Source organism: Subdoligranulum sp. DSM 23681 (assembly GCF_057005535.1).
Genome location: NZ_CM168050.1, coordinates 711,275 through 736,293 on the forward strand (window position 1 = coordinate 711,275; position 25,019 = coordinate 736,293).

Genomic DNA, 25,019 nt, shown 5'->3' on the forward strand with positions numbered 1-25,019 from the left:
GCTTACTTGGCCAGCTCTTTGAACAGAGCCTTGCAGGCCGGATAGATCTGCTTGAATTTCCGGTACCGTTCCTCATACCGGGCGGTCAGCTCCGGGTCCGGCTCAATGGTGCGGCTCACATGGACCAGGGCGTCGGTGGCCTCCTGCACGGTGGCATACCGGCCGCAGCAGACCATGGCCAGCAGCGCGCCGCCGTAGCCGGGGCCCTGTTCGGTGACCAGGATGTCCAGGGGGATGCCCAGCACATTGGCCAGGATGGTGCCCCACAGCGGGCTTTTGGCCCCGCCGCCGCAGAGGTTGGACCGGGGGATGGACACCCCGATGGATCTGGCCACCTCCACCGAATCCCGGATGGCGAAGGCCACCCCTTCCAGCACCGCCTGGGTCATGTCCGCCCGGGTGGTGTCCATGCTCAGCCCGAGGAAGGTGCCCCGGGCGTCGGTATCGTTGATGGGGCTGCGCTCGCCCATGAGATAGGGCAGGAAGAAGACCGGGTTGTGCCCCAGCCTGTCGGCCGTGATGGGGGACTGTTCGGCGGGATAGTCCCGATCGGTGACTTTGAGGATGTCCTCCATCCACCATTTGTTGCAGGAAGCGGCGGAAAGCATGCAGCCCATCAGGTGCCAGCCGCCGTCCGCATGGGCAAAGGCGTGCAGACCGTTGGTGGCATCCACCCCAAAGGTCCGGCTGCTGATGAAGACCGTGCCGGAGGTGCCCAGGCTGATATTGCAGCGCCCGTCCCCCACCGTGCCGGTGCCTACGGCCGCGGCGGCATTGTCCCCTGCGCCCGCGCACACCTTCACGGTCTCCGGCAGGCCCAGGGCGGCAGCCGCTTCCGGCAGCAGACAGCCCACAAATTCCCAGCTTTCGTACAGTCTGGCCAGCCAGGAAGGATCCACGCCGCAGACCTCACACATTTCCTCGCTCCAGCACTTGTGCTCCACATCCAGGAGCAGCATGCCGGAGGCGTCGGAGTAATCGGTGGCATGCACGCCGGTCATGCGCCAGACAAGATAATCCTTGGGCAGCATGATCTTGCGGATGCGGGCATGCAGTTCGGGCTCGTTCTCCTCCATCCACAGGATCTTGGGCGCCGTGAACCCCGCAAAGGCAATGTTGCCGGTGTAGCGGCTCAAGGTTTCCCGCCCCACCACATTGTTCAGGTAATCGGTCTCCTTGGCGGTGCGGCTGTCGTTCCAGAGAATGGCCGGACGGATGACCTGCCCTGCCTCATCCAGCGCCACCAGACCGTGCATCTGGCCACCCACGCCGATGCCCTGCACCTGGGCCGGATCAAACCCCTGCAGCAGGGCGGGGATGCCGTCCAGACAGGCCTGCCACCAGGCGGCGGGGTCCTGCTCACTCCATCCGGTGTGGGGCATGTGCAGCGGGTAGTCCCGGGTGACCTGATGGCAGACCTTGCCGGCTTCATCCACCAGCAGGAATTTGCAGGCAGAGGTCCCCAGGTCCACACCGATATACAACATGGAAATTCCACCTTTTCCTGATACTTTAGTAAAGTAATTTTATGGAAATTCTTTTTACATCATACCCTGCCCGCGTTCCCCTGTCAACCGCCAGAATCCACAAAAGATAGGGGGATTTTCTGTAGCTTATCGGCAAATGAGCAACTTTTGTTGACTTTTTGCGCCGGCTCCGCTAGGATGAAAGAAGCAGCATTCTACCAAGAACATTTACAAAAGGCAAAGAGGAATTTTTATGGAAAAGCTCCACGAGACGGCCACTGAACGCCGCCGTCTTACCAGAAACAGCATCTATCGGTATCTGTATGATGCCCCGGGCGGACGCTCCAAGCAGGAGATTGCCGAAGACCTGGCCATGAGCCTGCCCACCGTGCACCAGAATCTCACCGAACTGCTGCGTGCGGAGCTGGTGCGCCCCGACGGGATGAGCGCTTCCACCGGCGGGCGGCGGGCCCTGCGCCTGACCGTGGCGGAAAATGCCCGGTTTGCGGTGGGGGTATCGGTTTCGGGCGATCACTTCCGCATGCTGGCCGCCAACCTGCGGCTGGAAGAGATCGCCTACCGCAAGAGCAGCCATCCCCGCACCGCCGGACTGGAAGAACTGGGGCGGTATCTGGTGGCAGAGCTGGAAGCCTTTCTGACAGATTTCGGCCTGAACCGGGACAAGCTGCTGGGCGTGGGGGTGGCGCTGCCCGCCATTCTCAACGCAGAAGGCACCCGCATTCTGGCCGCCCCCACCATGCATCTGCAGAACGCCGACCTGCAGCCGCTGACCGATGCCATCCCCTACCCCACCCTTTTCCGCAACGACGCCACCTGCGGCGGCTATGCGGAATGGTTTGCCCGCAAAGAGACCGACAGCATGGCCTACCTGTCCCTGGAAGGGGGCGTGGGCGGTGCGGTGCTCATGAACGGGGCCCCCTATACCGGGCAGAACGGCCGCAGCGGCGAGTTCGGGCACATCTGCGTGCAGCCGGGAGGGCTGCGCTGCCAGTGCGGCAAGCAGGGCTGCCTGGAAGCCTATTGTTCCTCCGCCCGCATCTCCTCCGACCTGGGCATCACGGTGGAACAGTTCTTTGCGGGTCTGGAAGAAGGCAATGCGGCGTATGTGACCCTGTGGCAGGAATACCTGCAGCATCTGGCCCAGGGGCTGTGCATCATCCGCATGACCCTGGACTGCAACATCGTCCTGGGAGGCTATCTGGCCCAGTATCTGCCGCCTTATCTGCCTGAACTGCGCCGGCTGACCGCCCAGCTGGACCCCTTTGCGGAGAACGCCGACTATGTGCACCTGTGCCATTACCCCAAGCATGCCGCTTCCCTGGGTGTGGCGCTGAATTTCATCAACCGGTTTCTGGAACAATTGTGATCGCTCCATACAAAACGCCGCCGCAGGCTCCGGGCACTGCGGCGGCGTTTTTCGGTTCGGTATCAAAGGAGGGGCAGGCTTTGTTCCAGGTAGGCTGCCACGTCAAAGTCATCCAGGGTGCAGTCCTTGCGCAGGTACAGGGGATGATGGGGGTGCCCCTTTTTGGAGCGGGCCCCGGCGGAATACCAGCGGGCCCCCAGTTCCTCCCCGATGGCGATCATATCCCGCAGGCAGGCCGCCAGGTAGGGACGCTTTTCGATGATGGTGCCCCAGGCGGCCCACACGGCGGGCGCACCGGTCCGGGTCTGTTCCAGGGCCCAGCGGAAGGCGGCCATGTTCTCCCGGTGCAAGACGGGGTTGCATTCCTTTTCCATGTCGTCGGGGCGGGTGGCCCGCTGGGCATAGACGTTGAACATGATGAAGCTGTCGTACCCGTTGCCCAGCGCGATGCGCTCCACCGATTTGAGGGTGTTGTCCAGATCATTGGGCGCGGCGGTGGACGGATTGATGCCCACGCAGATCAGGGGCTTTTGACCGGCGGTGCCCAGGATATAACGGTAATCACAGTACATACTGGGAACATAGAGCCAGCGGCTCACATCGTAATCCTCATGGGGCAGGCGGGCTTCGGCCAGGGCCTGGGCAAAGGGCCGGACGGGCTGCCGGGCGGTGTCCTGTGTGGGAATGTGCATGAAAAGACCTCCTTGGGGGCGGCTTGCACACGCCGCCGCCCGATGCTATACTCACCCTATCAGGATACAGGCGGGAGAGAAACAATGCAATACCAAACCGTAAAAGAAGGACGTTTTTTGTCGCGGCCCAACCGGTTCATCGCCCATGTACTGGTGGACGGCGCCGAGGAAGTGGTCCATGTGAAGAACACCGGCCGCTGCCGGGAACTGCTGCTGCCGGGTGCCGCCGTCTACCTGGAGGAGGGCCGCAGCCCCCACCGCAAGACCCGGTATGACCTGATCGCGGTGCAGAAAGGGCCTTTGCTGGTGAACATGGATTCCCAGGCCACCAACCGGGTGTTCGGGGAATGGGCCGGGGCCGGACAGTTCCGGCCCGGTCTGACCCTGCTGCGCCCCGAAAAGGTGTGGGGCAATTCCCGCTTTGACTTTTACTGGGAAGCCGGGGACCGCAAAGGATTTGCGGAGGTGAAGGGGGTCACCCTGGAAGAAAACGGCCACGCCCGCTTTCCCGATGCGCCCACCCTGCGGGGGATCAAACATCTGGAGGAACTGGTCCGCTGCCGCGCCGAGGGGTACGAGGCCACCGTCTGCTTTGTTTTGCAGATGAGCGGCATGGTGGATTTTGCCCCCAACGATGCCACCCACCCGGCTTTCGGGGAGGCGCTGCGCCGAGTCGCCGCAGCCGGGGTGGAGGTGCTGGCCATGGAATGCGCCGTCACCCCGGACAGCCTGACCATCACAAAACCGGTGCCGGTACGTCTGTGAACTGCCGGCCGGATACCAAAAACAGCCGCATCCCGTTTGAAGGGGTGCGGCTGTCTGTATTTTTCGTCAGGAAATCAGGCCAGAGCCTGTTCCATCCGGGCGCGGATCTCCTTGAGGAATTCCAGGGAAGTGACCTTGCGGGCCGGGGTCTGTCCTTCCCACATGGCGCACAGGTCGCCGGTCATGACGCCGGACTCGATGGTGTCGATGGTGGCCTTTTCCAGCACATCGGCGAACTTGCCCAGGGCGTCGATGCCGTCCAGCTCGCCGCGCTTGCGCAGGGCGCCGGACCAGGCAAAGAGGGTGGCCACCGGGTTGGTGGAGGTTTCCTCCCCCTTCAGGTACTTGTAATAGTGGCGGGTGACGGTGCCGTGGGCGGCCTCATACTCATAGTTGCCGTCGGGAGAGACCAGCACCGAGGTCATCATGGCCAGAGAACCGAAGGCGGTGGAAACCATGTCGCTCATCACGTCGCCGTCGTAGTTCTTGCAGGCCCAGATGAAGCCGCCCTTGGAGCGGATGACGCGGGCCACGGCGTCGTCGATGAGGGTGTAGAAGTATTCGATGCCCAAAGCCTCGAACTTATCCTTGTATTCGGCGTCGTAGATCTCCTGGAAGATGTCCTTGAAGGTGTGGTCGTACTTCTTGGAGATGGTATCCTTGGTGGAGAACCACAGGTCCTGCTTGGTGTCCACGGCAAACTGGAAGCAGGAACGGGCGAAGGAGGTGATGGAGCTGTCCTTGTTGAACTGGCCCTGGATCACGCCGGCGCCGTCAAAATCGTTGATGGTCTCCCGGAAGGTGGTGCCGTCCGCACCGGTGAAGACCAGTTCCGCCTTGCCCGGGCCGGGGACCCGGTATTCGGTGGCACGGTAGACGTCACCGAAGGCGTGACGGGCGATGGTGATGGGCTTCTGCCAGGTGCGGACCACCGGAGAGATGCCCTTGACCATGATGGGCGCGCGGAAGACGGTGCCGTCCAGAATGGCACGGATGGTGCCGTTGGGGCTCTTCCACATCTGGGTCAGGTTATATTCCTGCACCCGCTGGGCGTTGGGGGTGATGGTGGCACACTTGACGGCCACGCCATACTTCTTGTTGGCGTTGGCGGCATCCACCGTCACCTGGTCCTTGGTCTCCTCCCGGTGGACCAGACCCAGGTCATAGTATTCGGTCTTCAGGTCCACGAAAGGCAGAATGACTTCGTCCTTGATCTGCTTCCACAGGATGCGGGTCATCTCGTCGCCGTCCATCTCCACCAGGGGAGTGGTCATCTTGATTTTTTCCATTGGCACTTTCCTCATTTCTGTCGGACCGCAGGGGCCTGCCCCCTGATCCGTTACTGATTCCGGGTTCTGCAGCCCGGATATGGCAAAGGCTGTTTTTTCCGATATACCCAATTATAATGCGTGGGGCGGGATTGCGCAAGCCAAAAGGGCGCGGAAGCCGCCGCCTTTATTCCTGTTTCCGGTACAGGTAAAGGGCCAAGGCGCCCAGCAGGATCGGAAACACCACCGAGCCGTAATTGACCCCCCACACCCCGCGGGCCGCGATGCCCGCCGCCACATAGGGGATGCCCCGCAGGAACAGCGTCATCACCGCAAATACCAGAAGGGCCAGACAAAGTTTCTTTTTCACAGCTGTCCACCTCCGCTTGTGCCGGAAAAGTCCCGGTTCTTTCTGTCAAAAGTATACCATAGAAAAAGGCGGTCTGTCATTGGGCAAGGGGGGATTTTTTCTTTCCGGCGTCGGATATGGGTACCGTCCGGCGCGCCGATGTGTTAAAATAAAACAAATCATTCCTGTTTTGATGCCCTCATGTTCCCATCCGACGACCGAAAAGGAGATTGCCATGCCCAGAAAATGGATTTTCCTGTCCGCTGCCCTCTGTCTGCTGTGTCTGGCGGCGGGCTGCGGCCCTGCGGAAAGCGCCGAACCGTCCGCCCCCGCCCCGCAGACGGATTCCCTGCCCCCCGCCGTGTCCGAACCGGCGCAGACCCACAATGCGGCAGGCTCCCCGGACAACGACCTGCTGTATTCCCGCCCCGGCGGAGCGCAGACAGCGGACGGATTTTACACCATCCGCACCTACGACGACTGGACCGGGCTGCTGGTCTTTTACGACTACGCTTCCCGGCAGGCGGTGCCGGTGTGTGCCCAGCCCAACTGCGAACACCACGACGAGACCTGCCCCGCCTGGTTCGGGGAGAACATTCCCCGTCTGCTGACCAACGGGGAGCAGCTGGCGTTCTGTTACCTGAACGCGCCGGCCCGCATCGAGACCGCCAACCTGGACGGCAGCAACCGCCGGGTACTGTATGAATTTGCCTCCAACGAGACCCCCGGGGACGGATTCTGCATGGATGAGGGCGCGGTGTACCTTCTGTCCACCAGCGTGGACAGCGGGCAGGAAGGCAGCCAGGACCTTGTGCGGATCGACCTGACGGACGGCAGCTGTACGGTCCTGTGGAGCGAATCCATGTCGGATGGCACCTATTCCTTCCTGACAGGGTGCCGGGATCATTTTCTGGTGCTGAAAGAGATCCGGCGCAACACCCAGGCGCAGGATACGGCGGAACAGCTGGCTGACCAGACCCATACCCTGCTGCTGGCGGATCCCCGCGACGGCAGCACCGCCCCGCTGTATGAATGGCAGCAGGGGGCGGCCCTGGAATCCGCTGTGGACGACACCCTGTACTGCATCACCGACGATCACCGGCTCTGCGCCTTTTCCGGCGACGGTCAGCTCACCGAGCTGGCCCGGGATGACCGGTTTCTCCCCTCGGTGACTGTGGTGCAGTACGCCGATGATGCCGCCCTCTGGTTCACCGCACCGGAAAACGGGACGGAGGGCGAAACCTGCCTGTACCGGCTGGATCTGGCCGACGGGACCATAGCGCCGGTCCCCCTTTCCCGGGAGCGTTCTCTGACCGTGCTGGGCCGCTGCGGTGACGCCCTGTTTGTTCGCCTGTCGGCGGATGACAGCCTGCAGGCTTCCCTGGACTTCCAATATGCCCTGGTTCCTGAGGAGCAGCTGACTGCATCGGACAGCGAAGCGGCGCTGGAACTTTTCACGGAACTTTTCTGATCGCCGCGGCTTTCTCCCGGATCCGGGAGAAAGCCGTCCGGCCCCGGCGCAGAACGCCGCCGATGTTTTTCCGAACGGGATGGCTCCGAAATGGTTTTGACACAACCATCCTGCATGCTATAAGTACACCACTTTATCACAGGAAGGCCCGCCTATGCCCACACTTGTACTGGATTCCCTGCGCAAGAGCTATCCCCTGCCCGCCCCGCTGTTCAAGCGGCAGGGTGACGGCACCCCCAAAGCCAAACAGGCCCTGGCCGGCGTGTCCCTGTCCCTGGGCCCGGGGCTGTACGGCCTTCTGGGCCCCAACGGAGCCGGCAAGAGCACGCTGATCCACATCATCACCGGCACCCTGGCGGCGGATTCCGGCCGGGTGTTGTGGGACGGCCGCCCCGCCCGGGGCATGGCCTTCCGCCGGGTACTGGGCTACATGCCCCAGCAGCAGGGATTGTACGACAGCTACACCGGACGGCGGTTCCTGGCCTACATGGCCGCGCTGAAGGAGATTCGCCGCGCTGATACCGCCGCCGAGGTGGACCGGGTGGCGGCGGCGGTGAATCTGACCGGGGAACTGGACAAACGGCTTTCGGCCTATTCCGGCGGCATGAAGCAGCGGCTGCTGCTGGGGTCTGCCCTGCTGGGAGACCCCAAACTGCTGATTCTGGACGAGCCCACCGCCGGACTGGACCCCAAGGAGCGGGTCCGGCTGCGGGAGCTGCTGGCCGCTATGGCCGCCGAGCGCATCATCCTGGTGGCCACCCATGTGGTCAGCGATGTGGAGACGGTGGCCACCCGGGTGATCCTGCTGCGGGCGGGGCAGATCGTGGACGCCGCCCCGGTACCGGACCTCATTGAAAAATATGCCCCCGGCCATGGGCTGGAGGATGTGTACCTGCAGGTGTTCGGCGAGGAGGACGGGAAATAAGTTTTCCTGACAGCGGGCAGACCGGCAAAGCGGCCGGCCTTTCCCCTATATTTCAGGCAAAGGAGGAACAGGATGAGTCTGCTTTTTGCCGAGCTGCGCAAGGTATGGGGCAGCCGGATCTTTCCCCTTTTGCTGGCTGTCCTGGCCGCCGCCAATCTGCTGTTGCTCTGGATGGGCACCCGTTCCACCGCCAGTCAGCCCCCCGCCGCGGCCTACAAAGCCGTAGGCGCCGCCATGGAAGGGATGACCATGGAGGAGAAAGGTGCCTTTCTCCATGACAAGGCCACCGAATACGAAAGCCTTCTGCGCATTGATAACTATTACCGGCAGCTGGCCTACGGAGGCAGCCCCTATCTGCAGACTTACCGGCAGGAAAATGCCACCCTGTTTGACGATTACGAAGAGGAATACAAAAGCAAAAATTACAGTTTGTATACGGACACTCTGACTCTGGAGTACCAGTTGTTCAGCCAGCTGTGCAAGGAATACGACACAGTGGCCGGATACGGAACGTTCCTGGACAGCGTACAGACCAAGGCCACCCAGCTGGCGGGCATCTCCATCTTTCAGAAGGATTCCACCGGCTACGACCTGAAAAATATCCGGCTCACGGCCCGGGTCTATGCGGGACTGCAGGACATTGCCATCGATTATTACCCGCAGAAAGGGCTGTACACCGCCCTGTCCTATGCCTTTACCGACCTGATTCTGCTGGCAGCCATGCTGTTGCTGGCCCTGCTGCTGGTGCGGCAGGAGCGGGACAGCGGGCTGCTGGCCCTGGTGCGCAGTCTGCCGGGTGGGCGTCTGCAGACTGCCCTGGCCAAGCTGGGCGCCTTTGCCCTGAGCCTTCTGGCGGTGCTGATGCTGCTGTACGGGGTGAATCTGGCCTACTGCGGGGCATCCTTCGGGCTGGGGCCCCTGACCCGCACCATCCAGAGCGTACCCGCTCTTCTGCGCTGCACCATGCAGATCACGGTGGGGCGGTATCTCTTCCGGTTTCTGCTGGCCAAGTGGGCCGGGGCTTTTGTGATGGGGCTTTGGGTCATGCTGGCAGCCCTGCTGGCCCGTCGGGCCGCCCTGGGCTGGGTGAGCGCCCTGGCCATGCCTCTGGCCATGTATGGCATCCGGGCGGCCATTCCTGCCACCAGCCGGCTGAACGTGGTGAAATACGCCAACCTGGCCAGTCTGCTGCAGACCAACGAACTGCTGGGCAACTACCGCAGCCTTTACTGGTTCGGCACCCCCGTCGGGCTGCCGCTGGTGGAATGGACCGCCGCCCTGGTGTGGGGCGTTGGGTTTGCGTCGGCTTTCTGCGCCGTTTTTGCCAAAGCCCCGCTGCTTCCCGCTCCCAGACGGGGATTTGTGCTGGTCCGGCAACGCAGGACCCGGGCCACCGGCATCCTGCGGGAAGAGAGCCGGAAGCTGCTGGTCCTGAACGGAGCAGCGGTCTTTCTGGCGGTGTTCACGGGGTTTGCCGTCTGGCAGGGTGTGACGGCCGAGAGTTATCTTGGCGCCGACGAAATTTATTATGCCTGGTACATGAAGGAGATCTCCGGTCCCTATACCCAGCAGACCAGGACCTGGCTGGAACAGCAGGGAGAAGAATTTGCCCCCATGCTGGAAGTACAGAAAAAGGTGGCGGCCGGGGAACTGAGTGCCGATGCACTGCTGGCTTATTCCGCCCTGCAGCAGAAATACAGCGTGTACCAGAAAATCATCAGCCAGAACATCAACTACTATCTGAACCAACATCCCCGGGCGTGGCTGGTATATGAAAGCGGCTACCGGGAACTGTTCGGATTCAGCGGCACGGCGGACGTGCAGGACACCCTGTATGCGGGGCTTCTGTGCGCCTTGTGCTTTTCCGGACTGTTCGCCATGGAGCGCAAGGGCGGCATGGAGGAGATCCTGTGCACCACGCCGTTGGGCCGCAGACGCACGGTACTGGCCAAGATGGCTGTCAGCGCCGCGGCGGCGGTGCTGATCGCCGCCATCACCAGTCTGCCCCACCTAATCCAGGTACTGCGGGACTACGGATTGCCCGTCCTGTTCGCTCCGGCCCTCAGCCTTTCGGAATTTGCCGGTCTGCCGGCCATCTTTACCCTGTCCGATGTGCTGCTGTTCTGGTTTCTCTGCCGGGTGGCGGCCTGCCTGTGCATGGGCTGCCTCACCCTTTGGCTGGGACAGCGGTTGGGCAGCCTGCTTCCCGCTTTGTTCGTCAGCGCGGTGGGGTATTGCCTGCCGGCGCTGCTGTGTCTTTCCGGCATGGCCGGCGGCATTGAGTGGCTGGGCTTCTGGCCGCTGTTCCATGCCGCCGCCCTGCTGTCTCTTCCCTACGGCTGGCTGGCACCGGTGCTGCTGGGCGCCGCCGCAGCGGTGGGCGCCGGCCTGATGGCCGACCTGGATTTCCGCTATGAACACAAGGGACTTGCGTCCGCCCTGTGACCCGTCCCATACAGAAAGACCGCCCGCCGGAAGGCAGTTTCCGGCAGGCGGTCTTTTTTGGTACGGGATACACCGCTGTCACACAAAAAGTTCGTTTTCCTTGCGGCCGGCACAGGGCTTTTTCAATGCCGCCCCCACCAGCGCCAGCATCAGGCCGTTGGCCTTGCGGGCATGCTGCGGGCAGACCGAAATGCAGCGCATGCAGGAGATGCAGGCCTTGCCATCCACCTTTTTGGGGTTCTGCGGGTCGATGGCCCGGGCAGGGCACTCCCGGGCACAGACACCGCAGGCCGTGCAGGCCGCGGTGGGTTTGGGCACCAGTCCGGCGCCGCCCGCCTTTTTGTAAGGGCGGTTTCCGGGCAGAGCGGGCGCAGTGTTTTGGCCTTCAGCCAGTTTCCGGGCAATCTGGCGGGCAAAATCCGTCAGCTGCCGACAGTCGTCGGCGTCGGGGCGGCCCGCCCCATACTGCCGTGCGATGGAATGCTCCGCCACCGCTGCAATGCCTGCCGTTACCCGGAATCCGGCCTTTTCCGCCAGGTCCTGCAGTTCTGCCAGGGTATCTTCATAGGCACGGTTGCCGTAAACGCAGACCAGCACCGCCCGGGCACCGTGCCCGGGCAGCCCCGCCAGCTGTCCGGCAGCCAGAGCAGGCACCCGCCCGCCGTAGGAGGGCACTGCCAGAATGGCCAGATCCTCTTCGGTCAGGCAGAGAGACGCAGGGGCACGGACCGTCAGGTCCACCGGGACCGGGGCTTCGGACAAAGCCGCTGCCACACAGTCCGCCACCCGTTTTGTCCCGCCGGTGGGGCTGAAAAAAATTTCGTATGTTTTCATTGCGCAAACCTCCCATGCATAAGCCGCGGAATCCCCTTACCCGGAACGCCCCCGCCGCAGCCGGGGCTTGTGTTTTGGGTCCGAACCGGGTACAATAGGTGTAAAGAATCGCATTACATCCAACGTCACTATAGCACGTCGGACATGTAACGTCAAGATTTACATGTACAGCCGGCTTTTTGCCCGGAAAGGAAGCAGCCATGCAGCTCAGCATGAAATGTTCGGTGGCCATCCACTGTCTGATCTTTATGTGGGAAGCCCGGGACAAGGTCCGCGTGACCAGTCCCCTGCTGGCCCAGAGCACCGGATGCAATCCGGTCATCATCCGCAACCTGCTCAGTGCCCTGAAGAAGGCCGGCCTGATCACGGTGGAGCGCGGACAGGGCGGCGCGCAGCTGTGCCGCCCGCCGGAAGACATCACCCTGTACCAGATCTATATGGCCCTGGAGCCCAGGGGTCTGACCTCCCTCATCGGCATCCACCCCTGCCAGGGACGTTCCTGCCCCGTGGCGCAGAATATCCGGGCCGTGCTGCAAAAGCCCTATCACCGGGTGGAGCAGGCCATTGCCGATACCATGCGGGACATCACCCTGGCTTCCATGATCCAGGACTTTGAACAGCTGGCGGGCCAGGCCCCCCAGCCCGATGCCCAGTGAACAGCGATACAAAAAGGCCGGCGCCCTTTTCCGGGCACCGGCCTTTTTTTGCGGCATTCAGATTTTGTCCGCCAGTTCGGCGGCCTGACGGCAGCCGTCGGTCTTGTGGATGTCACCGGGGTTGAGCACGCCGGGTACCAGGACTTCGCCTGTCATGGTCCACTTGTTCAGGGCCGCGGTGCGCTCCATGGGGATGCGCACCCCGTCCAGCACGGTGGGGTCTTCCTCCTCGCAGCAGGCGATGAGGGCACATTCCTTGCCGGTGATGTCCTTGCCGCCCACCACCAGAGAGTACAGCCGGTCAATGACCGCCTTGATCTGGGCGGGAATGGAGTACCAGTACACCGGCATGGTGAAAACCAGCACATCCGCTTCCAGCACCGCCGGTGCGATGCGGTTGAAATCGTCGTCAAAGGAGCAGGGCTTGCCGGTCTTGTAGCAGGTCTCGCAGGCGCGACAGCCGCCCACCTGCATCATGGCGGCGTCGAACCGGGTCACCGTGTGGCCTTTTGCTTCGGCGGCCCGGATAAAACTTTCGGTCATGGCAAAACTGTTCCCGTTTTTGCGGGGACTGCCGGTGATCACAAGGACTTTTTTGCTCATGGGGATTCCTCCTGTTTCTGATGGGATTGACGCCTGCAGGTTCTTTGATTACAATCATAGCAAGAGCAGGAATTTTGACAAGTACGCACATTCAGGTGCAATACTTACCCAAAGGAGAGTGTCATCATGGAAAACCAGGCATACCGCCCCTGCATCGCTGGCGCCAATCTGGCCGGGACCGGTTTCAGCTACACCCTGTCCCTGATCCAGGGCAAGTATAAGATGACCATTCTGTACACCCTGATGTGCTTTGGGGTGGTGCGGTTCAACGAGATGAAAAAGTACATCGGCACCATCTCTTACAAGACTCTCAGCGCCGCCCTGAAAGAGCTGGAGGCAGACGGGCTCATCCACCGGGAGGAATATCCCCAGATCCCGCCTAAGGTGGAGTACAGCCTTACCGAACGGGGCCGGTCCCTGATCCCCATTCTGGACCAGATGTGTGACTGGGGAGAGAAAAACCGACGGTAAGGCACCGCCTGTTCTGATGATGGATCCAACGCCCACAGGAGCCCTGTGTTCCGGTGGGCGTTGTTCTGTTCATGGTGTGCCGTTTTTCCAAAATATGCCGCAGACAGACGGAAAAGGTGGCTTTTCCGGGTGGGTTCCTGTATAATAGAAACAAATCGACGGTCTTCGGCCGTTGCAGGGAGGTGCCACGCGTGGAGGAACTGGTGCGCCGTCTGACACAGGCGGCCGGCTTGTGCCGCAAATACGGTCTGGCTGCGGAAGAATTGGACCATGATGCCGTTCTTGTGCAGGATTATCGCGTCCGTGTGGCCCTGCTGGGGGCTTTCAACACCGGCAAGAGCGCCCTGCTCAACGCATTGCTGGGTACCCCGCTGGTACAGGTTTCGGTGCAGGAGGAGACCTCTTTGCCTGTGGAGGTATTTTACGGCACCCAGGGGATCACCGTACAGCGCGGCGGCCGCGCCTGTCGGGCGGACCCCACCGTGCTGCGCAGCGGCGGTGCGGCCCTGGACGGTGCCGAGATGGCCCGGGCCTGTCTGCCCTTGCCCGCCCTGGCGTCCCTGCCCGGGATCAGTCTGCTGGACACCCCCGGCATCGGCACGTATCCGGCCGCCCACAATGCCGGCCTGCCCGCCCTGGTCCGGCAGGCCGGCGCCTATATTCTGGTATTCGGCGCCGACGCCCCGGTGATCACCGAGAGCATGGCGGCCTTTCTGGCCACCCTGCCGCTGACCGAAAAGCCCCTGCTCTGTGTGCTGACCAAGGCAGACCAGTTCAGCCCGGGTCAGCTGGACGCCATCACCGAATATCTGGAACACAGCCTGAAGGAACAGCTGGGCGTACAGGCCCGCCTGTGCCGTGTCTGCTGCACCGCCGAATCCCGGCTGGACGGGGTGCCGGAATTTCTGGCCGCCCTGCAGGTCCGGGCCGGAGAAATGCAGGCCGCCGAAGCACGGCGCTGTCTGGCAGCCGGCATCACCCCGCTGATCCGGTATCTGGAAGAACGGCTTCAGAACAGCCGCCTGCTGGAACCGGAACTGGCCCGCAAGGCTGACCTGCTGGATGACCGTCTGGCCCGTCTGCGGAGCGTGGTGGACGATATGAACGAGCGGGCGGCCCGCCTGACGGAACAGGCCGCGGCAGACGCCGCTGACCATTGCCGGGAGACGCTGGCCCCGCTGGCCGGTCCCCTGGCCGAGATGCCGGCGGCAGGACAGGACCCGGCTCCCTTTGCGGACGGGACCTTGCTGAGCGTGCTCCGCGCCGAGGCGCGCAGCCGGATCTTTCCGGTGCTGGAATCCTATGAAAAAGCCATGCACCGTCTGGCCAGTCTGTACGGCCTGACGCTGCCCGACCGTGACAGCGGCCGGGACGCCTTTCCGGACAGTGCCTTTTCCGGCACCGGTCCCCTGTTTGCCGGCGGAAACACCGACCCCGCCGCCCTGCTGGACGCCCTGCAGGGGCTGGTGCGGGACTGCCTGACAACCGGCAGCCGGCAGGCCTTTGCTTCGCTGCGGGAAGCGTTGTCCCGCCCGCTGTACGACCAGCTTGCTTCCCTGCGCAAGGCGCTGGAGGACACCCGTCGGCAGCAGCATGAGCAGGCCGAGGCCAGCAGCCAGTCTCTGGAAGAGCTGCAGGCAGACCTGACACTGCTGCACGAGATGATGGCATTTGCCGGGGAGGAGGGCCAGAGCCATGTTTGACCGCACCCAGGAGGCCCGGGACCGGGCTGCCCGTTTTGGGAAAACGCTGGATGAGCTGTGTGACCGCCTTGCCCCCTGGCCGGAGGAAGCCGCCGCGGTGCGGGAACTGCGGGAGGCTTACCGGCGCAAAAGTGCCGACTTTTTTGCCGATACCCACACCTTCAGTCTGGCGGTGATCGGGCAGGTCAAGGCCGGCAAGTCCACCTTTTTGAACACCCTGCTGTTCGGCGGCCGCGGGCTGCTGCCCCAGGCGGCCAGCCCCAAGACCGCCGTGCTGACCCGCCTGGAATATGCCCCTGAACCCAGCCTGACGGTGGAATACTACACCGAACAGGACTGGGAGCTGCTGCGTCGGGCGGCCGCGGTACCGCTGGAAAGCCCTGCGGCCCGGGGAGCCCGGGACATCCTGCGCGCTGCCGAAGGGCGGGAGGAAGAGCGTACCCGGTGTGCGGCGCTGGGCACGCAGGTCTTTTCCTGCCCCGGGGAGGACGCGCTGGCTGACCTGTTGGAAGACACCGCCGGAGGGCGGGGACCGCTGGCGCCGTTTGTCAAAAGCGTGACGCTGGCCCTCTGCCGGGAGGAACTGCGGGGCGTTTCGGTGGTGGACACACCGGGACTGAACGACCCGGTCCTCTCCCGTTCCCAGCGCACCCGGGAATTCCTGGAGGTGTGCGACGCCGCCTTCTTCCTCAGCCACAGCGGGTATTTTCTGGATGAGACCGACCTGGCCCTGCTTTCGGCCCAGCTGCCGCAGAAAGGTGTCAAGCAGCTCTTGCTGGTGGGCAGCCGCTTCGACGGTGCCCTGGCCGATGTCCGTGCCGCCGAGGGGCCGGTCTCCGCACAGGAGGTGCGCCGCCGTCTGGAGGCCCGGGCCGCACAGAAGCTGGACGAGATACTGCGGGTCCTGCAGCGCCGGGGCGCGCCTGCACCGGTGCTGGAAGTGATCCGCGGCTGCCGGACGCCGATTTTTGTTTCCGCCATGACGCAGCGCATGGCGGAAAAAGACCCCGCCGATTTTACCGAAACCGAGCGGGCGGTGGCCGCCTGCTTGTTTGACGGTCCGCCTGACTGGGAGGAGCTGCGCCGCATCGGCGGCATGGAGCAGGCCCGCCAGCAGTTTGAGCGGTTTGCTGCCGAGAAGGACGCCACCCTGGCCCGCAAAGCGGACAGTTTTGCCGCCGTGGCCCAGGCGGAGCTGAAAGACCTGCTTGCCAAGCTGTGCCAGCGGCGGCGTACCCGGGGGCAGGCCCTGCACGCGGCCGAGCAGCAGGCGCTGGACAGGAGCGCCCGTCTGGCGGAGGATACCCGGCGTATCCAGGCCCAGACCGCCCGCCTTTTTGATGCCTATCTGGAACCGCTGGACACCCTGATGCACAACGCCCGCACCGCGCTGGAAAAGATGGGGCAGGCATCCCCCGCCCCGGCCGAGCGCACCGACGTGACCCTGCACAGTCAGGCCCAGACGGTATCGGACACGGTGCTCTGGAAGCCCTGGACCTGGGGGCGGAGCCACAAGGAATACACGGTCCGCCAGACCGCCAGTTCCTACTGGGAAGTGGAGGACACGCTGGATTTTCTGAAAGAATTTCCCCGGGAATTCGGGCTCTTGTGGGAAGGCATCTATACCCCCATGACCGACACTGCCCGCCTGCACAACTGTCTGATGCTGTATGCCCGCAACACCCTGGCCGAAATCGGCACTGACCGTTCCGGTGAGGAGGTGCAGGAGATGGTGCGTCGGGCCCTGAGCCACCTGTACACCCCGCGCATGACCCTGGGCACCGAGGCGCTGCGCGCCCGCCTGCAGGCACAGTTTCCCGCCCGGGCCTGCGATGAGGCCGCCCGCACCGCCCTGGAGGAAGGCTGCCGTGCTGCCGCGGCGGAGGCGCTGACCGCCGCCCGCCGGGAACTGGACGATGGCCTGCAGCGGTTCGTGCGCACAGTCCGGGCGGCCCAGGAGGATTTCTGCACCCAGCTGCTGGAACCCGTTGCCGCCCAGCGGCAGCAGGTGGAGACCCAGCTGACGGAGATCCGCCGGGAACAGGCCCGCTGCCAGGAATTTGAGGAGACCGCCCGCCGCTTTGCCTGAACTTATGAAAACAGGCCCCGCGCCTTTTGGCGCGGGGCCTGTTTTTGTTCACTGCATCAGGGGTGCATATTCCGCAAAATCCTGGGCCAGCATGGGCTTGCCCATTTTGAGGTTTTCGTCCCGGAGGCTTTCCAGGATATGGCGCATGGTCACGGGACCGCCGGTGCCCGCCGCCAGGAAAACGGCGTTGAGGGCCACATTCTTGATGCTTCCGCCGGCCAGCTCAAACTGGCGGGCCAGATAGGCAAAATCCAGGTCCTCCGCCGGCACTTCCGGCGGGAAGCAGCCACGCCAGATCTCTTCCCGCAGTTCCCGGGTGGGCAGCTGGAATTCCACCAGATACCGCATCCGGCGCATGAAGGCTTCGTCAATGTTGCGCTTGTAGTTGGTGGCCAGGATCACAATGCCATCGTACTGTTCGATCCGCTGCAGAATGTAGCTGACCTCGGTGTTGGCATACTTGTCCTTGGCGTCGTTGACCTCGCTGCGCTTGCCGAAGATGGAATCCGCCTCGTCAAAAAAGAGGATGACGTTGCTTTTTTCCGCCGTATCAAAGATTTTTTCCAGCCGCTTTTCGGTCTCGCCGATGTACTTGTCCACCACCTGGGACAGGTCGATGCGGTAGAGCGGCAGGTCCAGCATGTGGGACAGCACATGGACCGCCATGGTCTTGCCGGTGCCGGGTGGCCCCACGAACAGGGCCGACACATTGCGGCCGTAGGCAAACCGGCTTTCCATGTTCCATTCATCGTAGACCCGGTGCCGCCAGAGCACATGGTCCGCAATGTTCAGCAGTTTCTGTTTTTGTACCGCGGGCAGTTTCAGGTCATCCAGGGTATAGCTGGTGCGGATACGCCGGATGCCGCCCTGGTCCGGGGGCGGCAGCACCTGGCCGCAGACCCGGGCGATCTGGGCCTGGGTGGGGTTGGGGGCGGTGCTGGCCAGCTGTGCCACCGCGATGCGGATCTGCCGGGGGGTGAGTTTGTACTTGGACCCGCACTGCACCGCGTCCAGCTTCACCCCGTCCTGCCCGGAGAAGCCCTGCCACAGGGTGATCTGTTCCCCGCGGGTACAGTCGGGAAATTCCAGCTGCCGCACCGGCCGCCCCGCCCAGGGCAGGAAGCTGGCCGGACCGTCGGTGCAGATGCAGACGGCGGCCCCTTTTTCCAGCAGCGGCGCAGCACACAGATGGTAAAACCGTTTTCCCCAGGCTTCCGGTTCCGCCTGTTCCGGCTGGGCACGCTGCACAAAGCAGTCCGCATGGCGCAGGCAGATGCAGGCGCCATAGAAGAGGGCTTCCCGCCGGATGCAGTCCACCATCTTCCAGATGGTGGGCAGCGGGTTGGCCGCCAGCATGCGGCAATCCACCGCCAGCAGCTCCACCCCGTTGCGGGCAGCGGCATGGGACAGGGCAAAGAATTTGCCGATCCCCTCCGCCCCGCTCAGATGCAGCAGGTCCCCGGTCTGGCGGGCATCCGCCAGATCCCGGGTGAGGGTATCCGCCAGCGCGGTGCGGATCAGAAGGTCCTCCCCCGGCCCGGTCCGCGCATAGGCGGCCACCTCTTTCAGCAGAGAGTCGATCTCATCCCCGCCGCCCAGGTAGCCCAGCAGGCGTTCGTCCGCCTGCAAAGGCGCCAGAAAGCTGTCCGGCTCTTCCGAGAGCAGGAACAGGCGCAGCTGGGCCAGCGTTTCCCGGGCTGTGTCCGGGGTTTCCCACACACTGCATCCACAGGCCGCCTGCCACACCCGGGCAAAACACAGGGGTTGCCCTTCCGGGATCAGGCGTGCTTCGGTGCCGGAGTGCAGGGCGCAGGCCACCGCCAGACCCAGGCCCAGAGCGGCAGCTTCCTGCCCCGGTCCGGCACAGTACTCCCGTGCCAGCAGTGCAAACCGCTGCAGGGGCAGACTGTTTTGCATGTCTTTGTGGTCTTCCTCCTCCAGGTCAGCGTATTCCTGCCACAGCGGGTACAGGGGGTCGCTGCTTTCAGGCGGGTCCCAGGCACCCAGCGCCCGGGCTGCTATATATTCTATCGGATTCATGGGTCACGCAAATCTCCTTTTGTCCGTCCTGTTATGCGAAGATGGGAGTCGCGGTGGGGGCAGTGTTCTTTTTCTTACTCGGCGGCAGCCGTTTGGCGATACCGTATTTCTGCATGTAGGCCATCTGCTCCTGGTGGCGTTTTTCCTCTGCCGCCTTGCGCTCGGCTTTCTCCTTGGGCAAAGGCCGAACCACCGGCTGCCGGGGCTGTTCCTGCCTGGGAAGCTGTACATCGCCTTCCCGCAGGGTCTGGAGGGTATTGGCCATATACCGGTTGTAGGTCTCCCCGTTCCCCCGGTTTCTGGCACTTACCTCTGCGGCTTTGATCGTTGCAGCCCGGATCTCGGCTTCTTTGGCTTCCTGTTTCGCCGCCTTTTGCTCTTCCCGGTTGACGAGTCCCTGCTGGGCCGACACCACACCGCCCAGCCGCTTGTTGAGCAGCTCCAGCGGCACGTCTCCGTACTTCTCAGGGTCGAAGCCGGCCGCCTGCAGGACCTGGTCATCATAGCCCGAGAGCTGGCCATCCCCCATATTCTGATGCAGGCGGACGGCCTGGTGGGCGACCATACGGTTATACAGCTGCTTTTCATCCTTCGCATGGCTGGCCCGGGCCATGGCCTTGACCTTGTCCTTTTCATCCAGAGTGGAGGTATTCACCTGCTGTTCGGCCCGCTGTACATCTTCTGACGCCATCAGATCGCCCACAACCTTTTTCCGGGCATAGTGCTGCATTCCCTTGTCGGTAGCAGCCTTGGCCACTGCTGTGCCTTTGCTGACAGTGGACAGGGCCAACCCCACCGGCTGTGCCCCCGGGACCACGGCTGCCACGTTGCCCGCCGTTCCCATCACGGCACCCGCCAGCTCCACCGCGGCGGTGGCTTCGTTCTTTTTGGCGTTATATCGTCCCAGATTGGCCGCCTCGTAAGCTTCGACCTGTTCCGGGTCCTCAGAGTCATAACTCACGCCCTCTTGATTTCTGATGGCATCAAACCGCTTTTTCCGCTTGTGGGCTGCATGCAGATCCGAACCGGCCCGCACCGCAGTAAGGACATTCTGGACGACCGCCGCGCCCGTGGCAGCTTCCGCCGGGATGACCATATTGGCCGCCCCGCCCAGGCCGTCCTCCCCGAATGCGGAGTAAAAACTCTGCAAAGCACCGCTTCCCTTGGCCATAGAGTCCAGGGTGTGGTGAACCTGTCCTTCCCGGTCCCCGGCAAGGGCGCTCTGTCGGGCCTGCACAGCGGATTCCGCTGCATCCAGCCCGCTGCTCACCACGCCGGCCATGCTGGTCAGACCGGAGGCATGGGCGGCCGCCGTGCTGCCGGAGAACTGCTCATAGGCCTTGCCGCCGTCAATTCCCACCGCCTGATGGGCTTTCCGCACCTTTTCTCCGGAGCCCAGCGCCACATCCGCCACGGTGGCTCCCTTGTCCGTATAGCTGGCCGCCTTGTTCAGTCCTTCGCTGCGCTGGCCCAGCTGTTCATAACGGCTGAGAGAGTCTTGACCGGCGGCTTGTCCGGCCGCAGGGTCGGCCTTGATGACCTGGGTGTGGCCCCCGCCATTGTCCACAAATGTTCTTGTTGGTGCATCGTATTCGCCCTGGTTATCCTCTGCGGTCAGACGGCGGGCCGTCTTGGATTTTGCAAAAGACTGTTGCAGCGCTTCTTTCTGGTTATGGCGCCGCGCCTTGTGGATGGCGGCCCGCAGTTCCTTTTCGTCGGGGTCGCCGACACCGCCCAGTTGCTGCAGGAGCATGTCTTCCATCATCTGATCGTTGGTCTGCTTGTGTTCCTCCAGCTGCTTTTCCAGCTTTTCCTTGGCCTTCTTGCGTCTGTGCCGCTCCCGTATGCCGATACCTTTTTCCTCCGGATCGGGCAGGGCCTTGATCTGATTTTCCAGATGGATTTCGTACGGCGACTTGGGCCTGGTGAGCTTGGCTTCCATGGCCGCTATCGTATCCGCAAAGAGTTTCTTCTGGCGCTCTCTTTCTTCTTTTTTATCCTGCTTTTTGAGTTTGTGTCCGGTCCACCACCTCACGTTCTTCAGCACTTCTTCCTTTGTCATGCCGTGCTCCTTGGCAATGCGCTCCAAAGTGGTGCCGTCCCGCTGCATGGGGGCACCGGCGGGGGCGGAGGGCATGGGGACCGGTGCGGCGCCGGGGGCAGCGCCGGACTCCGGCGCACTGAACCCCCGGTCCGCCGCCTGTTCCAGGGCCGGCGTTTCGTTGATCTGGCCCGCGAAGTTGGGGCGCACCTCTCCCCTGGCCTGCTGCACCGTATGGCTCAGTTCGTGCATGAGCACCCGGCGGCCTTCCGCATCGGCGGGGTGATAGCCGCCCCGGGGGAAATGGATGGTGCTGCCCTGGGTGACCGCGTTGGCATAGGTTGCCTGGGGCAGATCGGATTCCACCACCCGCACATTCCGGGCGGAGTACCCGCTGCGGGATTCAAAGTCCGAGCGAACATCCTCCGGCAGGCTTTTTTCGGTCACGGGGCCCCGGGCATCGGCGATGCGGGACCTGAGCAGGTCCTCCAGCTGTTCCGACTGCGACTGTTTTCGTCTGGTATATTCCGGCATAGGGTTCTCCTCCTTTTCGGTACGGGTCCGGCAGCGCCGATCATCCGATGGTAAAGTATCCGCCCAGGGTCACGCCGTCCACCGCCGCCATTTCGGGCGTGGACAGACAGCTGTTCACGTCCAGGTAGCAGTGGGTGTCGGTGTAGCTGCACCGGCGCAGAAACACCAGACGGTGTTTCGTTCCCAGCATACTGTATGCTTCCACCAGCCGGTCCAGCTGGGCCTCGCTGACCGGCAGGGGACCGGGATGGGCCGTCATGTTCAGAATGACGCAGAAGGTGTTGCCGTCCCCGCCGTACAGTGTCTCATACAGACGGCGGCGGGCGGCAGGCATGGGCAGGCGGCTCCACTGGAAATACTCCACGATCTGCGGGCGGATGCCGCAGACAAGCTCCACCACCTTTTCCAGGGCGGCCCGGGTCCCCTTGCCGCCCTGGTAGAGCTGGCTGTCCCGGATCAGGCTGCGCAGCTGGTCCGGCCCGAACAGCCCGCCGGCGGTGTCGATGCCCAGCCACCCGGCCAGGGTCTCTACCTGATCGTCGGCGGCGCTCTCATAATCCAACAGACGGGGCACCTCATCCACCCGGCTTTCCAGGTCCAGGTACAGCGACTGAAACACCGCGATATAACGGCGGAAAAAGTCGTCCTGCTGATAGATCTCGGGGAAGTACTGGGTGAAGCTGTACCGGGGGAATTCCAGCCGCAGTCCCCGCAGCACACAGTCAGCGCTGTCCTGAGGCAAAGCGCAGATGCCAAGGTACACCCACCGCCCCTGCAGGCTGTGCAGCAGGATGTCCTGCCGGTCCACCGCCCGCAGATGCCGCAGGGCGGTGAGGCGGGCCAGCTTTTCCGCCGGGGAGGCTGCCGACGCCAGAAAGGCCGCCAGACTTTCCCCCGTGGGCTCGGTGTCCGTGGGGCTGACCGCCACCAGGATCTCCAGCTTGCTGCCCCCGAAGTCGCCTTCCACCACCAGACGGTTGTAGGTACTGTCCGCATCGGCGGTGTCAAAGGCGGCGAACCAGGCGCCGCCCCCGGCGTCCTGCAGATGCAGGCACAGTTCCGCATCCGGCGTAAAGCCGTGGAAACAGCCCGCCATCAGCGCGCGCTTATAGAAGTTGACTTGTTTCAGCGGCTGCTTCACGCGGCACGCCCCCTTTTACATGTATTCGATGCCGGTCTCCAGCAGATAGGTCAGGCAATCCGGTCCGGCGGTGATGTCCCCGTGTTCGTTCTTGCCGCCGCCCCGTCCGATGTATTCCAGAGAGAGGCGTTCCACCCGCTGTACGCAGGGTTCCAGTTCCAGGGCCGAGAACAGCCGTCCGCAGTCCACCCCGCGGCCGTATTCTCCCGTATGCAGGGTCTCCACCGCCGCCCGGATGACCGCTTCCACCCGGGCACGGCCTCCGGTCTCCCCGGGGCGCAGCCAGAGCCGGCCGTATACGCTGACGCCGATGTACTGGGCGGGTACCACCCGGACATCGGTGGTCAGGATGCGGCAGCGTTCCAGCTGGGCTTCCACCGCCCTGCGGTAGACCTCGCTGAGTACCGGCAGGCGCTGTTCCCAGCGGGGTTTCACCGCCACCACCACCGTGTTGATGGCGTCGGGCAGGCCGTAGGTGCGGCTGTATGCGGCCATGGGGATGACCGCCACGCTGTCCAGCATCAGGCCGGGTGTGGCCATGGCAATGGCCCGGTAATCCTCCGCCGTGACGGCGCGGGTGGGGCGGGTCATCTTTTCATCCAGTTCGGTCTGGAGCTGGGCGGCGGTCTTGCGGCAGCAGCCTCCCACCGCGGGGGCCGGGTTGTACACCCGCTCCACGCCGGTCATGGGGTCCTGGGGCTGGGTGACGCTGCCCGCCACCACGTTGCCGCCCTCAAACCGGGAGGTACAGAGTTCCACGGCCCACACATCCCAGCCGGCTTCCGGCTGGCGGCCCCGGCGGCTGTCCCCGAAAACCACCTGCCGCTGCTGCTCATCCAGCCAGAAAACGCAGTCGTCCCAGCCGGCTTCCATCAGGTCATCACAGGCATGCCACAGCCGGCAGACCGGCCGTCCGTCCGGGCCGGGACGGACCAGCGCCAGGGTCAACGCGCTGATGTTCTCCGCGTTGATATCCAGCCGCAGGCCGGAGCAGCCGTCGGTGCGGCCCAGGTACGCCATCTCCGCCGCCTGGGGGGACAGGGCGGTGACCAGGATGCGGTCCCCCGCCCGGGGCGCAGTTTCAAACCGGATGCGCGGCCGTCCGCTGACAGCAGGCAGTTCCACCCGGGCCAGGGCATCTGCCCCGGCATGTATCCCCGCCCACTGGGTATAGGCGTCTTCCCCTTCCCGCCGGACATAGACCGAAATCAGCGTATCCCGGCGCACCTGGAAGTCGGGTTCCAGAACGTCGGACCCGTCACTGACGAACATCTCCGTGCGGGCCCAGGTCCTGGTCTGCACGGCCCGCACACAGGCGGGCAGGACCCGCCCCAGACGCGGGGTCAGGTCATACTGATTTTTCACAAGCCGGCAGCGCAGGCAGCAGCCTTCGGCAGTGCCGGCAGGCTCCGGCAGGGTCAGGGTCAGAAAACCGCTGCGCAGAAAGCCGCAGGTCTCGTCCCCTTCCGGCTGCACGGCCTGCCATGCGCGGCCGTCAAAGGCCTCCCACGCCAGTTCCGCCAGCCGGAAATCCTGTTCAAAGGGGGTACGGGGCTGGGGGGCCAGTTCCAGGTACAGCCGCACCCTGCCGGACAGCGGCTGTGCAAACCCCAGATACAGGCAGGTCCCCGCCGGACTGGCAGGGCTGAACAGCGGGGCAAATCCGCCGTCCACACCGGCCCGGGGGAACAGATCCACCCGCCGGCCCTGCTCTTCCAGGTAGAGGGCCGTCAGGCGGTTGGCCTGTCCCCGCAGGGATTCCACGGTTTCAAAGGAGATATCCCCCGCGTACACCCGGGTGCCTTTGGGCAGATCCAGGGGGCCGGGGCCTTCCAGTGCCAGCACACATTCCGCTTCCCGGCGGACAGGGCGGATGCCCAGCAGTTTGAAATATTTGAGCCGGTGCACCTCCCCCGAAGCATTCATGTAATAATGCAGGGTATCAAACAACCAGGCAAAGGTCTCCAGGGTGGTGATGCCGGGGTCCGCCGCGTTGAAGTTGGTCCATTCTTCGGTGAGAGTGGGGATGCGGGCCTTGGCACGCTCAAAGATGGATTCGTAATCGTCGCCGTCCAGGCGCGGCACTTGCAGCATAAAACACCTCCGGGGCGTCCGCCCGTTGATTTTGCCGGCGGCGGT

19 protein-coding genes are annotated in these 25,019 nt (G+C 63.6%); 9 read left to right on the top strand and 10 right to left on the bottom strand.

Translation table 11 applies throughout. The features are described 5' to 3' along the window. Nucleotides 1-2: 2 nt before the first annotated feature. On the bottom strand, nucleotides 3-1,487 hold the full coding sequence (gene xylB / locus AC127K_RS03475; protein WP_483721592.1) for a xylulokinase: 1,485 nt from the start codon (nucleotides 1,485-1,487) through the stop codon (nucleotides 3-5). 232 nt (nucleotides 1,488-1,719) lie between these two features. On the opposite strand from xylB, the gene AC127K_RS03480 reads away from it, so the two are divergent. Beyond that, a complete protein-coding gene (locus AC127K_RS03480; protein ID WP_483721593.1) occupies nucleotides 1,720-2,853 on the top strand; it encodes an ROK family transcriptional regulator in 1,134 nt (377 codons plus the stop codon). A gap of 62 nt (nucleotides 2,854-2,915) precedes the next feature. Here AC127K_RS03480 and AC127K_RS03485 read toward each other — a convergent pair whose 3' ends face one another. Continuing rightward, nucleotides 2,916-3,545 (bottom strand): DUF1643 domain-containing protein, encoded by a 630-nt coding sequence (locus AC127K_RS03485; RefSeq protein WP_483721594.1) that lies wholly within the window; start codon nucleotides 3,543-3,545, stop codon nucleotides 2,916-2,918. Nucleotides 3,546-3,629: 84 nt separating this feature from the next. On the opposite strand from AC127K_RS03485, the gene sfsA reads away from it, so the two are divergent. Further along, complete coding sequence (sfsA, locus tag AC127K_RS03490; protein WP_483721595.1) at nucleotides 3,630-4,310, top strand: DNA/RNA nuclease SfsA; 681 nt, start codon at nucleotides 3,630-3,632, stop codon at nucleotides 4,308-4,310. Between the two features lie 74 nt (nucleotides 4,311-4,384). Here the strand turns inward: sfsA and AC127K_RS03495 are convergent, their stop codons facing one another. Beyond that, nucleotides 4,385-5,599, bottom strand: coding sequence for an NADP-dependent isocitrate dehydrogenase (locus tag AC127K_RS03495; RefSeq protein ID WP_483721596.1), 1,215 nt, complete (start codon nucleotides 5,597-5,599; stop codon nucleotides 4,385-4,387). A gap of 166 nt (nucleotides 5,600-5,765) precedes the next feature. Further along, on the bottom strand, nucleotides 5,766-5,948 hold the full coding sequence (locus tag AC127K_RS03500) for a hypothetical protein (RefSeq protein WP_483721597.1): 183 nt from the start codon (nucleotides 5,946-5,948) through the stop codon (nucleotides 5,766-5,768). Between the two features lie 214 nt (nucleotides 5,949-6,162). Here AC127K_RS03500 and AC127K_RS03505 point away from each other — a divergent pair, with 214 nt between their 5' ends. From AC127K_RS03505 to AC127K_RS03515, 3 genes are all read left to right on the top strand, one after another. Beyond that, nucleotides 6,163-7,398: a hypothetical protein gene (locus AC127K_RS03505; RefSeq protein WP_483721598.1), complete on the top strand. Its 1,236-nt coding sequence runs from the start codon at nucleotides 6,163-6,165 to the stop codon at nucleotides 7,396-7,398. Between the two features lie 154 nt (nucleotides 7,399-7,552). Continuing rightward, the gene (locus AC127K_RS03510; RefSeq protein WP_483721599.1) at nucleotides 7,553-8,323 is read left to right on the top strand and encodes an ATP-binding cassette domain-containing protein; all 771 of its coding nucleotides are present in this window, start codon (nucleotides 7,553-7,555) and stop codon (nucleotides 8,321-8,323) included. Between the two features lie 72 nt (nucleotides 8,324-8,395). Next, nucleotides 8,396-10,768: a hypothetical protein gene (locus AC127K_RS03515; RefSeq protein ID WP_483721600.1), complete on the top strand. Its 2,373-nt coding sequence runs from the start codon at nucleotides 8,396-8,398 to the stop codon at nucleotides 10,766-10,768. A gap of 78 nt (nucleotides 10,769-10,846) precedes the next feature. On the opposite strand, the gene AC127K_RS03520 is transcribed toward AC127K_RS03515, so the two are convergent. Beyond that, nucleotides 10,847-11,602 carry a 4Fe-4S binding protein gene (locus tag AC127K_RS03520; protein ID WP_483721601.1) on the bottom strand — a complete coding sequence of 252 codons (756 nt, stop codon included), beginning with the start codon at nucleotides 11,600-11,602 and terminating at the stop codon, nucleotides 10,847-10,849. A 200-nt stretch (nucleotides 11,603-11,802) separates the two neighbouring features. Between AC127K_RS03520 and AC127K_RS03525 the strand changes: the two genes are divergently transcribed. Next, a complete protein-coding gene (locus AC127K_RS03525) occupies nucleotides 11,803-12,258 on the top strand; it encodes an Rrf2 family transcriptional regulator (protein ID WP_294541141.1) in 456 nt (151 codons plus the stop codon). Between the two features lie 57 nt (nucleotides 12,259-12,315). Here the strand turns inward: AC127K_RS03525 and AC127K_RS03530 are convergent, their stop codons facing one another. Then, nucleotides 12,316-12,861 (bottom strand): flavodoxin family protein, encoded by a 546-nt coding sequence (locus tag AC127K_RS03530; protein ID WP_483721602.1) that lies wholly within the window; start codon nucleotides 12,859-12,861, stop codon nucleotides 12,316-12,318. Nucleotides 12,862-12,987: 126 nt separating this feature from the next. Here AC127K_RS03530 and AC127K_RS03535 point away from each other — a divergent pair, with 126 nt between their 5' ends. The 3 genes from AC127K_RS03535 (at nucleotide 12,988) to AC127K_RS03545 (ending at nucleotide 17,124) form a co-directional block, all read left to right on the top strand. Beyond that, nucleotides 12,988-13,332 carry a winged helix-turn-helix transcriptional regulator gene (locus tag AC127K_RS03535; protein ID WP_294541146.1) on the top strand — a complete coding sequence of 115 codons (345 nt, stop codon included), beginning with the start codon at nucleotides 12,988-12,990 and terminating at the stop codon, nucleotides 13,330-13,332. 191 nt (nucleotides 13,333-13,523) lie between these two features. Continuing rightward, nucleotides 13,524-15,035, top strand: coding sequence for a GTPase (locus tag AC127K_RS03540; RefSeq protein WP_294541148.1), 1,512 nt, complete (start codon nucleotides 13,524-13,526; stop codon nucleotides 15,033-15,035). Next, nucleotides 15,028-17,124, top strand: coding sequence for a dynamin family protein (locus AC127K_RS03545; protein WP_483721603.1), 2,097 nt, complete (start codon nucleotides 15,028-15,030; stop codon nucleotides 17,122-17,124). Before AC127K_RS03540 ends, AC127K_RS03545 begins: the two co-directional genes overlap by 8 nt. Before the next feature lie 48 nt (nucleotides 17,125-17,172). Here AC127K_RS03545 and AC127K_RS03550 read toward each other — a convergent pair whose 3' ends face one another. The 4 genes from AC127K_RS03550 to AC127K_RS03565 are packed head-to-tail and all read right to left on the bottom strand — an operon-like array spanning nucleotide 17,173 to nucleotide 24,974. Next, on the bottom strand, nucleotides 17,173-19,164 hold the full coding sequence (locus AC127K_RS03550; protein WP_483721605.1) for an ATP-binding protein: 1,992 nt from the start codon (nucleotides 19,162-19,164) through the stop codon (nucleotides 17,173-17,175). Between the two features lie 31 nt (nucleotides 19,165-19,195). Continuing rightward, nucleotides 19,196-21,739: an eCIS core domain-containing protein gene (locus tag AC127K_RS03555; protein ID WP_483721606.1), complete on the bottom strand. Its 2,544-nt coding sequence runs from the start codon at nucleotides 21,737-21,739 to the stop codon at nucleotides 19,196-19,198. A gap of 40 nt (nucleotides 21,740-21,779) precedes the next feature. Beyond that, on the bottom strand, nucleotides 21,780-22,880 hold the full coding sequence (locus tag AC127K_RS03560) for a phage tail protein (RefSeq protein ID WP_294538522.1): 1,101 nt from the start codon (nucleotides 22,878-22,880) through the stop codon (nucleotides 21,780-21,782). A 15-nt stretch (nucleotides 22,881-22,895) separates the two neighbouring features. Then, complete coding sequence (locus AC127K_RS03565; RefSeq protein WP_483721607.1) at nucleotides 22,896-24,974, bottom strand: baseplate J/gp47 family protein; 2,079 nt, start codon at nucleotides 24,972-24,974, stop codon at nucleotides 22,896-22,898. Between the last annotated feature and the right edge of the window lie 45 nt (nucleotides 24,975-25,019).

What these genes read in the sequence shown, in the direction of transcription:
- AC127K_RS03565 (WP_483721607.1), bottom strand. Translation starts at nt 24,974, where the DNA reads ATGCTGCAAGTGCCGCGCCTGGACGGCGACGATTACGAATCCATCTTT.
- AC127K_RS03495 (WP_483721596.1), bottom strand. Translation starts at nt 5,599, where the DNA reads ATGGAAAAAATCAAGATGACCACTCCCCTGGTGGAGATGGACGGCGAC.
- AC127K_RS03520 (WP_483721601.1), bottom strand. Translation starts at nt 11,602, where the DNA reads ATGAAAACATACGAAATTTTTTTCAGCCCCACCGGCGGGACAAAACGG.
- AC127K_RS03510 (WP_483721599.1), top strand. Translation starts at nt 7,553, where the DNA reads ATGCCCACACTTGTACTGGATTCCCTGCGCAAGAGCTATCCCCTGCCC.
- AC127K_RS03525 (WP_294541141.1), top strand. Translation starts at nt 11,803, where the DNA reads ATGCAGCTCAGCATGAAATGTTCGGTGGCCATCCACTGTCTGATCTTT.
- AC127K_RS03485 (WP_483721594.1), bottom strand. Translation starts at nt 3,545, where the DNA reads ATGCACATTCCCACACAGGACACCGCCCGGCAGCCCGTCCGGCCCTTT.
- xylB (WP_483721592.1), bottom strand. Translation starts at nt 1,487, where the DNA reads ATGTTGTATATCGGTGTGGACCTGGGGACCTCTGCCTGCAAATTCCTG.
- AC127K_RS03480 (WP_483721593.1), top strand. Translation starts at nt 1,720, where the DNA reads ATGGAAAAGCTCCACGAGACGGCCACTGAACGCCGCCGTCTTACCAGA.
- AC127K_RS03530 (WP_483721602.1), bottom strand. Translation starts at nt 12,861, where the DNA reads ATGAGCAAAAAAGTCCTTGTGATCACCGGCAGTCCCCGCAAAAACGGG.
- AC127K_RS03535 (WP_294541146.1), top strand. Translation starts at nt 12,988, where the DNA reads ATGGAAAACCAGGCATACCGCCCCTGCATCGCTGGCGCCAATCTGGCC.
- AC127K_RS03505 (WP_483721598.1), top strand. Translation starts at nt 6,163, where the DNA reads ATGCCCAGAAAATGGATTTTCCTGTCCGCTGCCCTCTGTCTGCTGTGT.
- sfsA (WP_483721595.1), top strand. Translation starts at nt 3,630, where the DNA reads ATGCAATACCAAACCGTAAAAGAAGGACGTTTTTTGTCGCGGCCCAAC.
- AC127K_RS03555 (WP_483721606.1), bottom strand. Translation starts at nt 21,739, where the DNA reads ATGCCGGAATATACCAGACGAAAACAGTCGCAGTCGGAACAGCTGGAG.
- AC127K_RS03550 (WP_483721605.1), bottom strand. Translation starts at nt 19,164, where the DNA reads ATGAATCCGATAGAATATATAGCAGCCCGGGCGCTGGGTGCCTGGGAC.
- AC127K_RS03545 (WP_483721603.1), top strand. Translation starts at nt 15,028, where the DNA reads ATGTTTGACCGCACCCAGGAGGCCCGGGACCGGGCTGCCCGTTTTGGG.
- AC127K_RS03515 (WP_483721600.1), top strand. Translation starts at nt 8,396, where the DNA reads ATGAGTCTGCTTTTTGCCGAGCTGCGCAAGGTATGGGGCAGCCGGATC.